The organism is Actinoplanes sp. GCM10030250, from assembly GCF_042666575.1.
Taxonomy (GTDB): domain Bacteria; phylum Actinomycetota; class Actinomycetes; order Mycobacteriales; family Micromonosporaceae; genus Actinoplanes.
This window is the reverse complement of the sequence record NZ_JBHTDO010000014.1, coordinates 194704-206733: the sequence shown is the minus strand read 5'-3', so window position 1 is coordinate 206733 and position 12030 is coordinate 194704. Positions and strand designations below refer to the sequence as shown.

Sequence of the window (12030 nt, the reverse complement as noted above, 5' to 3'; positions counted from 1 at the left end):
CCCCGCCCGCGCCCCGCCCGTCCCCCCGCTCGCGTCCAGCTCGCCCCCCCGGCTGGCTCTCAGCGTTGCCTCGCGCGGCCCGGCACACCGCTCACGCCCAGCCGGTGGGGTCGGCTGGGCGTGAGCGGGGCTTTTCGGGGTTTGGGGCGTCGCTGACGCCCAGCCGGTGGAGCCAGCTGGGCGTGAGCGGGGCTTTTTGGGGCGTGAGGCCCCGCTGACGCCCAGCCAGCCGGGGGTTTCAGACGCGGTAGACGGAGATGGTCTGGTGCAGCTCCTCTGCCATGCGGGCCAGCTCCTGCGCCGTGGTCTGGGTCTCGGTCGCGCCCGTTGCGGTGGCGTCGGCAGCCTGGGCCACGCCCGCGATGGTGCCGGCGATGTCGCCCGCGCCGGTGGAGGCCTCGGCGACGCTGCGGCTCATCTCGTTGGTGGTGGCGGTCTGCTCCTCCACCGCGGCGGCGATCGTCGCGGCGTAGTCGTTGATCCGGGCGGTCACCTCGGTGATCTCGCCGATCGCGAGGACCGCCTGCTCGGTGTCCTGCTGGATGGCAGCGATGCGCTGGGTGATGTCGTCGGTGGCACGGGCGGTCTCCTGGGCGAGGTCCTTGACCTCGGAGGCCACCACGGCGAAGCCCTTGCCCTGCTCGCCGGCCCGGGCGGCCTCGATGGTGGCGTTGAGAGCGAGCAGGTTGGTCTGCTCGGCGATCGAGGTGATGGTCTGCACCACGCTGGTGATTTCCGTGGAGGACTTGCCTAGCTTCGCGACGATCGCGTTGGTCTGCTCGGCGGTCTGCGCCGCCTGGGCCGAAACGGACGCGGCCTGGGTGGCGCTCGTGGCGATCTCCCGGATCGCGACGCCCATCTCGTCGGCGCCGGCGGCAACGGTCTGCACGCTCTGCGACACCAGGCCGGCGGCGTCCGCGACGGTTCCGGCCTGGGCGGAGGTCTCCTCGGCGGCCGAGGACATCTGCACGGAGACCGACGAGAGCTCCTCGGAGGCCGCGGCGACGTGGTGTGCGTTCTCGGCGACCTGGCGCACCATGCCGGCCACCGCCTCGGTGGAGGTGTCCAGGGCCTGCGCGAGCACGCCGACCTCGTCCTTGCCGGCCAGGCCGGTGCGGGCGGTCAGGTCGCCGTCGCGGATCGCGATCAGGACCTTCACGCAGCGGGCCAGCGGCTTGGTGATCAGCCGGGCGATGCCCATCGCGGCGGCCACGCCCAGGACCAGTCCGGCGATGATCAGGGCGATGACGAGCGTACGGGTGGTGGAGTAGGCGGACTGGGCCGCCGCCTTCTCCTCCTGCGCCTTGACGATGGTCTGCTTCGAGAGGGTGTCCATGGCTTCGCGGGCCTGCTTGACCAGCGGGTCGATCTCGGCCTTGCGGACGGCCTCGACCTGCACGTTCTTACCGGCCCGGCTCAGCGGGAGGAGCTTGCTGTCGAGCAGCGACACGTACTCGGACCAGGCCTTGTCGAAATCGGCCAGGGCGGCGACCCGGATCGGCCCGAGCTCGAACGCCTTGTAGGTGTCCTCCGCGTCGGCGAGCATCTTCAGGTCGGTGGTGAGGGACTTCTCCGCCTCGGCCTTCACCTCGGCGTTGTCGGACACGAAGTGGTTGAGCGAGTCGATGCGGACCCGGTTGAAGGCGTTACGCGCCTCGGCGATGGTCTGCAGTTGCAGGCTGCCGTTGTAGACGGCGTCGGTGCTGCGGTTGATCTTTGCCATCTCCAGCACCGCGAATGAGGACACGGCCGCTCCCAGGGTGGCGACCACCAGGACCGCCACCATGATCTTCGTGCTCACCCGCAGGTTCGCCAGCCCGCCGATCAGGCCCCGCCGGCGTTCCGGTGTATCAAGCGACGTCGTCCCCATCACGCACCCCCGAAGTGGCAGCCCACGAAGGCCGCGTCACGAGTCACTTCGTTTGCCGAAGCATCTCGCTGAGCCGCCGCGGGGATTCGCACCGTTAGACAAACCCGTCGGCAACCGTCCCGCACCCGTCAGGCTGTCGATGCCTGGTCGGACGTTCCGGCCCGTGTGAAGGCGTCCACTTCAGTCCGGGGCGGGTTTGCGCCGGTCGGTGAACCAGGCCGAGGCCAGGGCGCCGATCGCCGCACCGAGCAGAAGTCCGGCGGCGAACAGGGCCTGCTCGTTGAGCAGCCCCACCCAGAAGCGGGTTGTCGCGTTCTCGACGGTCATCAGGTGATAGGTCGTGTTGCCGTCCGAGTTCGTCCGCCACTCGAGCAGCCCTGGAACCGGCCGGTTGCCGGGCTCCGGCTCGGCGAGCGCCACCCGGGAACCCCGCCCGATGTCGACGGCGATGGACAGTTGCCGCAGCGACTGGTCGACGCCGTCTCCGTCCGGGAACATCGGAAACACGTCGAGGTTGCGCAGGACCACGCTCCTGGGCTGGCTGATGACCCGCAGGTTGTACCTGCCGATCCCGGCCTGGCGCAGGTCGTCGCCGGACGTGTGCCAGGTGAAGTGAACGGCGAAACTGCCCCCGGAGATGAAGTTCTTGACGGACAGGATCGCCGCTGTGACAGGCCCCGGGTTGGTCTTCTCGTAGGCGTCGGCCGGGACGTGAGCCTCGGTGGTCGTGAGCTCGAAGCCGGCGGCGGAGCCCCGATCGAGCGTGAAGCCGTCAGTGTTGCGGGGTGTGAGCAGCACGATCCTGGCCGGTTCCGGCCCCGTCTGGTCGGCCGTGACATTGCCGTAGAACGTGCCGTCGACGATGGTGCGATCCGTTTCACGGACGGTCAACTGCAACTGCAGCGGGCATATATACGCACACGCGAACCCGGTCATGCCGCCGGGGTCGACGCCGGCGGCGAAGGAACGCGTATAGGTCTCGCCGTTGCGGTTGTCGATGAAGCGGAAGTCCTGCGGCCGGTCGAGGATGCGGACCGTGACGCTGCCGAGAAACAGCAGCGTGCCCAGGAGGGCCAGAACGATGAAACGGAGGCGGCGAACGACTGTGCCCAAGCGGGATCGGCCGGTACGGCTCGGCGCACTCATCGACATGTACTCATGATCGGGCTTGCCGGCGGCATCCGCATACCAGCCTCCTGTTCGGAGAGCGGCGTCTAACCGGGCAGGGGCAGCGTGCCGGCGTTGGTGAGTGCGGTGGTGCCTTCGGTGTCGAAGGGGCAGTGGGTGCCGGTGTAGATGCTGGCCACGCACAGGTTGCAGTGCGTGCAGAGCGACCGGGTGGTGCGGTCCCGCCGGATCTGGTTGATCAGGCCGGGTTCGCGCAGCAGGGCGCGGGCCATCGCGACGAACTCGAATCCGTCGTTCATGGCGGTTCGCATGCCGTCGAGGTCGGTGATGCCGCCGAGGAGAATGAGTGGCAGCGTGAGCTCGCGGCGGAACCGCAGGGCGAGGTCGCGGAAGTAGAGCGGTTCGTACGGGTAGTGGCGGAACAGTGCGCGGCCGAAAGCCTTCATGCCGAGCCGCAGCAGAGGGCGCTGGGTGTCGGCCATCGCGGACAGCGGGACGTCGCCGCGGAACAGGTACATCGGGTTGAGCAGCGAGGATCCGCCGGTCAGTTCGAGCGCGTCGAGGTGCCCGTCGGCCTGGAGCATCCGGGCGAACGGGATCGAGTCGTCGAGGTCGAATCCGCCCCGGACGCCGTCGGTCATGTTCATCTTGGCGATCACCGCGACGTCGCGGCCGGCGGATTCCCGGACCGCGGCGAGGATCCGGCGCGGGAAGTCGGCGCGGTTGGCCAGTGGACCGCCGAACTCGTCGCGGCGCCGGTTGATCCTGGGTGACAGGAACGACCCGGCGAGGTAGGTGTGGCCCAGATGCACCTCGACGGCGTCGAAGCCGGAGTCGCGGGCGTACGCGGCGGCCCGGCCGTGGGCGTCGACGATCCGCTGGATGTCGGCGTGGGTGGCGGCCCGGTCGATGCCCATCGCGAGCGGGTTGAACCGTCTCGACGGTGCGAGCGAGGGCAGCCTGTTCGAGCGGGGGTTCGCCACCGGTCCGGCGTGACCGATCTGGGCGCTGACCTTGGCGCCGGTGGCGTGTACCGCCGCGGTGAGCCGGCGCAGCCCGGGCAGTGCCTCGGGGCGCCAGTAGATCTGCCGGCGCTCGGTGCGCCCCTCGGGTGCGACGGCGAGGTAGGCGACCGTCGTCATGGCGGCCCCGCCACGGCCCACGGCGGTGTGATAGTCGACGAGCCGGGCGGTGACCAGGGCGTTCGGGGTCGCGGCCTCGAAGGTGGCGGCCTTGATGACGCGATTACGCAGGTTCACCGGCCCGAGGGTGGCGGGGGCGAGCGGGTCGGGTGGCGAGGATGGCTGTGCTGCCGGAGCCATGCGTCCAGCGAGCCACCGATGGCGCGATCTGTCAATGCCGCCGGGGCGCCGCCTACCTCCCGGGAACCGCGACGGGCGGCACCCGGGAGGACGGAGAAAGGGGAGGTGGGGGAGGGTCGCCCGCTCCCTCGCGGGTGGTGGGCTCGGCGCGGATGACGCGGGGCTGCTCGAAGGGCGCCGTCCCGGCACCGCGGCGCCGAGGCGCCGTCAGGAGTGGTCTTGCACCAGGGCCCGGGCGGCGGGTGGCAGCAGCGCGGGATCGCCGGTCGGCCAGCTGTCGGGGGTGGGGCCGAGGGCGTTGAGCTGTTCGATCTGCAGGCGGCACCACGGCGAATAGGTGGCCGGCAGATCGCGGACGAAGTCGGCCCAGGGCTGCCAGCGGATGGCGTCGACCTCGTCGGGGTTGGGCCGCGGGCCGGTGTCGGCAGTGGCGTGGAAGACCGGGCACATCTCGTTCTCCACGACACCGTCCAGCTCGGCCCGGTAGCGGAAGGCGGGCAGGATCAGCCGGACCGTCCGGAGTGTCATGCCGAGCTCGTAGGCGGCGCGCCGGCGGACCGCGTCGGCCAGGGGCTCACCCTGCTGCGGATGCCCGCAGACGCTGTTGGTCCAGATGCCCGGCCAGGTCTTCTTGTGCCGCGCCCGCCGGGAGATCAGGAATCGTCCGGCGGAGTCGAAAATGTAGCAGGAGAATGCGAGGTGAAGAGGCGTGGCATCGGTGTGCACGACGTGTTTGTCGGCCAGCCCTCGCGCTTCGCCGGATTCATCGAGAAGAATGACGTGTTCCACGTTTCCCGGCTCCGGATCATAGGGCGCAGCGTTCAGCCAGAATGCGAATCGTTTCAGCCGAATGGCGATGTCAAAAGGCTGGGAACCGACGGTACAACACGGCGCCGCCAATCGACCAGTCACTCAAAGTAGCTGCCTTGTTACTTTGTGCAGCTCGATGGTGACCGTTTTTGGCCGGTGTTGTCGAGGATCGGGCCTGGTCGGCGCGGAGATCGGCGCCGGCGTGCCGCCGTTGACGGCCCGTCAAGTACGCTGCGCGGTCATAGCGAATATTTCTCACTTATCCTCCGGGGTGCCGCGTTCCCGTTTGGTCGATCTTGCCCGGATATCAACTTTCCCGAAAGGCGCGCTGACCTGCTCCTTTGCTGGGTTGCATCGCGGTAACAACGGAGTGACCACTGCGGACAGTGACGATGCAACTTGCATTATCCACTGTGATCTATGTCGCACTCGACTTCAGTTCATGATCCACATAACCATTGGTGATAGGGGAGTGATCAGTCTCGGCTGCCGCGGACGCGGACCAGAGCCGGACACGTTGGCCGAGGTGAGCCGGGCGACCGGGGCAGTCGGCGATTGCCGTGAACAGGGGTCGTGATGCAGGGCTTGTCGGTAATGGATCGTCTGGGTGGTCAGCTCGGCCGCCTCTGCGACGTCGTCGGTGTTGATCCGGCGGCCCCTGTGGAACTGCTGTCCGGCATCCTCGGTGAGCACGGTTCGCGACCGCTCTCGGCCCCGCCGGCGTGGCCCTCCGGCGTCGCCGACGACCACACGCCGGTCGAGTTCTCGCTCGCCTACAACGAGACCGAGCCGCCCGCCCTGCGCATTCTCGCCGAGGTCCTGGCACCCGTTCCCGGCGTCGCCGAGAACATGGCCGCGACCTATGAATTCCTGCATCGCCACGCGCGGCGGTACGGCCTGTCGACAACTCGCCTGGACAAGGTCCGCGACCTGTTCACCGTCGACCGTCCGCAGGGCGGGTTCGGGATCTGGATCTCACTGGTCTTCCGAGCCGGCCGGCGACCCGAGTTCAAGGTCTACCTCAACCCCGAGGTGGCGGGCGTTGAGAACGCGCCCGAACTGGTCGAGACGGCGCTGCTGCGGCTGGGGCTCGATTCTGCGTACGGGAGCATGCTCAGCCGGACCATTCGCCCGGGTGAGCTCGGCCGCCTGGATCGCCTCACGTTCTTCGCCCTTGACCTGCACGAAGGGCCGCAGGCCCGGGTGAAGCTCTATCTCTCGCACCACGACGCCGGCCCGGATGATGTGGCTCGTGCCGCCGCGGTGGTGGACGGCGTCGACCCGGCCGAGGTGGCTGATTTCTGCTCGCGCAGCGGGCGCACCGCCCGGTTCGACGGCCGGCCCCTGGTGGGCAGCTACACGATCGTCGAGGGTTCCGATCACCCGGCCGGTTACAGCATCTACGTGCCGATCCGCGACTACGTCGACGACGACCAGGGCGCCCGCGGCCGGGTGCTCCCGCTGCTCGGCCGCTACCGGTTCGACCCCGCCGTCCTCGACCGGGCCATCGCCGCCGTCTCCGACCGCCGGCTCACCGGCGGCGTCGGACTGCTCGCCCACGTCTCGCTGCGCCTCGGTCCGCCACGTCCGGGCATGACGGTGTACCTGTCCTCCGAGGCGTACCGGGTGACGCCGCCTCGGACGTTGTCCGTCCCTGCCTGAGGAGCCTCCTTGCTGTCCCATGACATTCCGCTTCCACCGCCGTACCGGATCAGGGTGGTGGAGCCGATCCCCTTCCTCTCGCCGCGCGAACGGCGCGAGGCCATCGCCGCGGCCGGGTACAACCCGTTCAACCTGCGTGCCGACCAGATCACCGTGGACCTGCTCTCGGACTCGGGAACCGGGGCGACCTCGTCCGCGCAGGAGGCCGCCGCGGCGGTCGGTGACGAGTCCTACGCCGGCGCCCGATCCTGGTTCCGCTTCCGGGACGAGGCCGCGGATCTGACCGGTTACCCCCACCTGCTGCCGGTGCACCAGGGCCGGGCCGGTGAGCGGGTGTTGTTCTCCAGCCTGCTGCGCCCGGGGCAGATCTGCGTCAGCAACACCCACTTCGACACCACCCACGCCAACGTCGAGCTGGCCGGGGCCGAACCGCGCGATCTGCCCTGCCCGGAGGCCGCCGACCTGGACAGCGCCGAGCCGTTCAAGGGCAACATCGACCTGGCCGCGCTGGAGCAGACCCTCGCCGGGCCGGACGGCCCGCGAGTCGGCCTGGTGCTTCTGACGATCACCAACAACGGGCTCGGCGCACAGCCGGTCTCGATGGCCAACCTGACAGCGGTCCAGGCGATCTGCCGCCGCTTCGGGGTGCCGTTCTTCCTGGACGCCGCCCGGTTCGCGGAGAACGCGTGGCTGGTCCGGGAGCGCGAGGACGGCTATCAGGAACTGACCCCCCGGGAGATCGCCACCCGGGCCTTCCAGCTCGCCGACGGCTGCGTGATCAGCCTGAAGAAGGACGGGCTGACCGCGATCGGCGGCCTGATCGGGCTGCGCGACGACGACCTCTTCGCCCGCTGTGAGGCGAACCTGATCGCGACCGAGGGTTTCTCCACCTACGGCGGGCTCTCCGGGCGGGACCTGGAGCGCCTGGCTCAGGGCCTGCGCGAGGTGGTGGACCCGGCGTACCTGGCGGCCCGTGCCGGGCAGACCGCACGGTTCGCTCGCATGATCAACGACGCCGGTGTCGACACCATCCAGCCCGCCGGCATCCACGCCCTCTACCTCAACGCCGGCCGGCTGCTACCGCACCTGTCACCGGCCGAATTCCCCGGGCACTCACTCGGCTGCCAGCTCTATCTCGATGGCGGCATCCGCTCCGCCGAGTTGGGCTCCCTCTATCTGGGCACCCTCGACGCCGGGAACCGGCTGGTCAGCCCGGCGCCCTTCGAGCTGGTCAGGCTGGCGATCCCGCGCCGGGTCTACACCGAGGAGCATTTCTTGTACGCTGCCGCGGTGCTGGGGGCGATCGCCAAGGATCCGGAACGGATTCGCGGGTATCGGATCGTGTCCGCGCCGCCCGTGCTGCGCCACTTCAAGGTTCGGCTCGCACCCCTGGAGTGAGCCGGCCGGCCGGTCTAGAGCGCCGCCGGGGTCGCGGCGCCGGCGACCCGCAGGCGTGACATCGCGTGGCGGACCAGGGCGACGAGCGCCAGCTTGCTCGACGCGCGGTCCCGGGCGTCGAGCCACACCAGCGGAACGTCGGCGCTGAGCTCCAGCGCGCCGCGGATCTCGTCCTCGGTGTAGGGACACTCACCGAAGAACCGGTTCACCGCCGCCACGAACGGGATGCCCCGCCGCTCGAAATAATCGACGGCGGGGAAGCTGGTGTCCAGCCGCCGGGTGTCGACGAGCACGATCGCACCGATCGCACCCTGCGCCAGCTCGTCCCACATGAACCAGAACCGGTCCTGGCCGGGCGTGCCGAACAGGTAGAGCACCACGTCCGGGCTGATGGTGATCCGGCCGAAGTCCAGCGCCACGGTGGTGGTGGTCTTGGACTCGATACCCGTCACGTCGTCCACGCCGATGCTGGCCTCGGTGAGAAGCTCCTCGGTGGTCAGCGGAGCGATCTCGCTCACCGAGCTCACCAGGGTGGTCTTGCCGGTACCGAAACCACCGGCTACGACGATCTTGACTGAAGTGCGTTTCATTTCCCAGTCCTAGTAGCTAGAGCCGCTCGAGGCCGGCCAGTACCGCGTCCAGCAGGCCGGGGTCGATGACCTTCTGCTGGGCCGGGGAGCCGCTGTCCAGATATCCCTGTTCCAGCAGCACGTCGACCATCACCTTGACGATCGCCAGCGGGATGTGCAGGTAGGCGCCGATCTCCGCGATCGAGATCCAGTTGCCGCACCGGTTCAGGATCTGCAGGTACTCGGGCTCGAGCCGACTGGCGTCGGCCGGAAGTGCGATGACCTGGGTGGCCAGGTCGAGGTTGCTGTCGCGCGGAGTGGTTCGCCCGTTGACCAGGATGTACAACGGGACGAACCGCCCGGCCGCCGTTTCGTCGTCGCCGTCCCAGTCGTCAGTCATTGCGGGCTGAGGCGTCGGTGCCCGGCTGCGCCGAGCGGGCCGGCGCGCCCAGATATTCACCGATCCGCGTGACGAGCCGGCTCACCTCGTAAGCCACCATGCCCATGTCGACGTCCTGGTCACAGAGGACCGCCAGGCGCGCGTTCTGCCCGGCGGCCGCGATGAACAGGGTGTGCTCCTGGAACTCGATGACCACCTGCTGCACGCCTCCGCTGGAGAACCGGCGCCCGGTCCCGGCGGCCACGCTGTACATCGAGGAGGCGCCGGCGGCGAGGATCTCCGCCAGGTCCTGTGCCATCGACGTCGACTTCTGGACGATCAGGCCATCGGTGGAGAGCACGACCACGGAGACGACGTGCGGCACCTCGACGAGGTCGTCCAGCATCCAGGGGAGTTCGATGGAAGATGTCGCGTTGGTCACGTGATCCCGCCTTGCTCAGCTTGGGTTTCTGTTTCGTCGCGGTTGGCCGTACGCCCGGCGGCCCGCCCTCTCTGGTAGTTCGCGAAACGGCTGCGGGCCTCCTCCGGGGAGCGCGCCGAGGGCACCTCGTCGATCTCGTCCATGACGGGCGCCTCCTCGCGCAGGCCCGGTGCGAGGTGCTGCTGCGGCTGCCGGTGCGGCAGAGGAGGTTTGCCCGAAGTGGTGGCGGCCGGGGCGGCCGGTGAGGGCTCGCTCACCGGTGCCGGCCGATCGTTTTCGGCCTCGGGCTCCAGGAGGACCACCGCGGACCGGGACACCGCGGGCGCCGCGGCGGCGGGCCGGTCCGGCGCGCGGCGGACAGTCTCCACCGGGGGTGTCGCGCCGCGGGCCGCCGTGGCGACACCGGTCAGCGTGTCCTCGTCCTCCGGGCCGTGGTCACCGGTGACGAGCAGGCGCTCGGGCAGCAGCACCACGGCGAGCAGGCCACCGTACGCGGAACGGCGCAGGCTGACCTGCACACCTTCCCGCTTGGCGAGTTCCGCCACCACGTAGAGGCCGACCTGCGCGCCGTCCTTCAGCTCGGTGATGTCCGGGGTCGGCGCCGAGGTGAGCAGGCTGTTGGCCCGCTCGACGGCGTCGGCGCTCATACCCACGCCGGCGTCCTCGATCTCGATCGCGACGCCGTGATTGACCTTGACCGCGGTCACCCAGACCGTGGTGCCGGGCGGTGAGAAGGCCAGTGCGTTGTCCAGCAGTTCCGCGAGCAGGTGGATGACCTCGGCGACCGCGTACCCGACCAGGTCGACGTCGGTCGTGCTGCGCAGGCTGAGCCGCTGGTAGTTGTGCGCCTCGGCGAACGAGGCGAGCAGCACCCGGCGCAGCGGCATCGGCTTGGAGAACCGCCTGCCGATCTGCCCACCGGCGAGGATGACCAGGTTCTCCAGGAAGCGCCGGGTCTGGTTGAGCTGGTGGTGGATGTCGAAGAGGTGGCTCAGCAGCTTCTCGTCACCTATCTGCCGCTGCAGGTCCTCGATCACCTTCAGGCCGCGCTGCAGCGGGCGCTGCGGGCGCCTGGCGACACCCATCAGCATCGCGGTACCGGCGGCGCGGGCCTTCGCCTCGTCGACGGCGGCCTCGGCGGCGGCGCGCAGCGACCTGTTGAGAACGCCCGCCACCTGGCCGATCTCGTCGCGGCCGTAGTCCTTCGGGGCGAACTCGACGGCCAGGTCGACGGGTTCGCGCCGGCGCAGCCGATCCATGACGGCGGGCAGGCGCTCGTCGACGAGAGCATCGGCGTCGCTGCCCAGCTTCGACAGGCGTACCGAAAGGGCCCGGTCGACGAGAACCGCGGACTGGCGCAGCGCCCAGAGGATCGCGCCGATCGCCACGAAAAGCGCGACCAGACTGCCGACCAGGGCGCTGAGCAGCTGGTTGTTACCGGTACGCAGGGTACGGGTGGAGACCTGATCGGCCTCGTCGATGGTCAGCTGGGACAGGTTCGCGGCGGTCGTACCGGTCAGGCCGGTCCACTTGTCGCGCACGTCGCGGAGCACGGCAGGCGTACCCCGGCGCCAGGGTCCGGCCGCGACGATCGCGTTCTCCGCGGACAGCAGGGCCTGCCACTCGGCACCGCCCTCGATGGCCTGCAGTTGGGTGCGTACCGCCGGCTCCATCTGAGCGCGGCTGGTCGCCAGCTGATAGTGGTACGCGTTGACCAGGTGCACGAACTCCAGATAGTCGGAGCGCCCGAACGTGTTGGCGGCGAACGCGCCGTCCATCGTCGAGGCGGCCCGTGACATCAGGTCGCTGGCGCGGAAGAGCTCGGTGGCCGTGATACCGCCCTGTGCCGCGACGGCGTCCGGGACGATGCGGGCCTGGTTGTCGAAGAGGCTGGTCGCCGCGTCGAGCAGCTCGTTGTAGAACGTGTAGGCCCGCTCGTCGGTGGTGGACCGGGCGTCGATGGCGCTGCGGGTGCTCGGCAGCTGGTCGAGATATCCGGAGAGCGTCCGCCACCGGTCCTGAATGGAGTCGGGTGCGGCGGACAGCTCACTGTCGGCGACCTCACGCAGCTTCGTGAGCTGCCCGTCGGTCTGCTGGCGCTGGTCGAGCAGCGGCTTCAGATCGCGGGAGGGGCGGGCGAGGTAGGCGATGCTGAGGCGGCGCTCCTGCTGGATCGAGGAGAGCGCGGTGACCGCGGGGATCGAGACCTGGCGCACCGTGATGGCCACCGTGCGGTTGTAGAAGCCCTGGAAGACCAGGTAACCGGATGCGGTGAACCACAGAAGCAGGGCGACGACACTGGGGATGAGAACCAGGCGTACGACGCGTCGCTTGATCGACTGCTGCCGGATCTTCTGCGGACGGGCTTCGGGTCGCGTGCTCGCGGGGTCGGCCGGTGCGGGCGCCAACGTTCATCCAATCTGGGCAGCGTGAAGCACCGATCAGCGCCG

10 protein-coding genes are annotated in these 12030 nt (G+C 69.6%); 2 read left to right on the top strand and 8 right to left on the bottom strand.

The features are described 5' to 3' along the window. Nucleotides 1-238: 238 nt before the first annotated feature. The 4 genes from ACFQV6_RS20085 to idi form a co-directional block, all read right to left on the bottom strand. The gene (locus ACFQV6_RS20085) at nucleotides 239-1870 is read right to left on the bottom strand and encodes a methyl-accepting chemotaxis protein (protein ID WP_378029049.1); all 1632 of its coding nucleotides are present in this window, start codon (nucleotides 1868-1870) and stop codon (nucleotides 239-241) included. 180 nt (nucleotides 1871-2050) lie between these two features. Further along, on the bottom strand, nucleotides 2051-3022 hold the full coding sequence (locus ACFQV6_RS20080) for a hypothetical protein (RefSeq protein ID WP_378029048.1): 972 nt from the start codon (nucleotides 3020-3022) through the stop codon (nucleotides 2051-2053). A 62-nt stretch (nucleotides 3023-3084) separates the two neighbouring features. Further along, nucleotides 3085-4320, bottom strand: a complete 1236-nt coding sequence (locus ACFQV6_RS20075) for an NADH:flavin oxidoreductase (protein WP_378029047.1) — start codon at nucleotides 4318-4320, stop codon at nucleotides 3085-3087. Between the two features lie 207 nt (nucleotides 4321-4527). Beyond that, the gene (gene idi / locus ACFQV6_RS20070) at nucleotides 4528-5109 is read right to left on the bottom strand and encodes an isopentenyl-diphosphate Delta-isomerase (protein WP_378029046.1); all 582 of its coding nucleotides are present in this window, start codon (nucleotides 5107-5109) and stop codon (nucleotides 4528-4530) included. A 615-nt stretch (nucleotides 5110-5724) separates the two neighbouring features. Here idi and ACFQV6_RS20065 point away from each other — a divergent pair. Both ACFQV6_RS20065 and ACFQV6_RS20060 read left to right on the top strand, forming a co-directional pair. Further along, nucleotides 5725-6792 carry a tryptophan dimethylallyltransferase family protein gene (locus ACFQV6_RS20065; RefSeq protein ID WP_378029045.1) on the top strand — a complete coding sequence of 356 codons (1068 nt, stop codon included), beginning with the start codon at nucleotides 5725-5727 and terminating at the stop codon, nucleotides 6790-6792. 9 nt (nucleotides 6793-6801) lie between these two features. Next, on the top strand, nucleotides 6802-8190 hold the full coding sequence (locus ACFQV6_RS20060) for a tryptophanase (RefSeq protein ID WP_378029044.1): 1389 nt from the start codon (nucleotides 6802-6804) through the stop codon (nucleotides 8188-8190). A gap of 14 nt (nucleotides 8191-8204) precedes the next feature. Here the strand turns inward: ACFQV6_RS20060 and ACFQV6_RS20055 are convergent, their stop codons facing one another. Genes ACFQV6_RS20055 through ACFQV6_RS20040 form a run of 4 tightly spaced genes read right to left on the bottom strand, consistent with a single transcriptional unit; the run spans nucleotide 8205 to nucleotide 11988 of the window. Continuing rightward, on the bottom strand, nucleotides 8205-8780 hold the full coding sequence (locus tag ACFQV6_RS20055; protein ID WP_378029043.1) for an ATP/GTP-binding protein: 576 nt from the start codon (nucleotides 8778-8780) through the stop codon (nucleotides 8205-8207). A gap of 16 nt (nucleotides 8781-8796) precedes the next feature. Then, nucleotides 8797-9159 (bottom strand): DUF742 domain-containing protein, encoded by a 363-nt coding sequence (locus tag ACFQV6_RS20050; protein ID WP_378029042.1) that lies wholly within the window; start codon nucleotides 9157-9159, stop codon nucleotides 8797-8799. After that, on the bottom strand, nucleotides 9152-9580 hold the full coding sequence (locus tag ACFQV6_RS20045; protein WP_378029041.1) for a roadblock/LC7 domain-containing protein: 429 nt from the start codon (nucleotides 9578-9580) through the stop codon (nucleotides 9152-9154). The genes ACFQV6_RS20050 and ACFQV6_RS20045 overlap by 8 nt, the downstream gene beginning before the upstream one ends. Beyond that, the gene (locus ACFQV6_RS20040; RefSeq protein ID WP_378029040.1) at nucleotides 9577-11988 is read right to left on the bottom strand and encodes a nitrate- and nitrite sensing domain-containing protein; all 2412 of its coding nucleotides are present in this window, start codon (nucleotides 11986-11988) and stop codon (nucleotides 9577-9579) included. Before ACFQV6_RS20040 ends, ACFQV6_RS20045 begins: the two co-directional genes overlap by 4 nt. Between the last annotated feature and the right edge of the window lie 42 nt (nucleotides 11989-12030).

Excerpts from the sequence above, each read along its gene's own strand:
- ACFQV6_RS20065 (WP_378029045.1), top strand. The coding sequence starts at position 5,725 with ATGGATCGTCTGGGTGGTCAGCTCGGCCGCCTCTGCGACGTCGTCGGT.
- ACFQV6_RS20055 (WP_378029043.1), bottom strand. The coding sequence starts at position 8,780 with ATGAAACGCACTTCAGTCAAGATCGTCGTAGCCGGTGGTTTCGGTACC.
- ACFQV6_RS20085 (WP_378029049.1), bottom strand. The coding sequence starts at position 1,870 with ATGGGGACGACGTCGCTTGATACACCGGAACGCCGGCGGGGCCTGATC.
- ACFQV6_RS20075 (WP_378029047.1), bottom strand. The coding sequence starts at position 4,320 with ATGGCTCCGGCAGCACAGCCATCCTCGCCACCCGACCCGCTCGCCCCC.
- ACFQV6_RS20050 (WP_378029042.1), bottom strand. The coding sequence starts at position 9,159 with ATGACTGACGACTGGGACGGCGACGACGAAACGGCGGCCGGGCGGTTC.
- ACFQV6_RS20080 (WP_378029048.1), bottom strand. The coding sequence starts at position 3,022 with ATGTCGATGAGTGCGCCGAGCCGTACCGGCCGATCCCGCTTGGGCACA.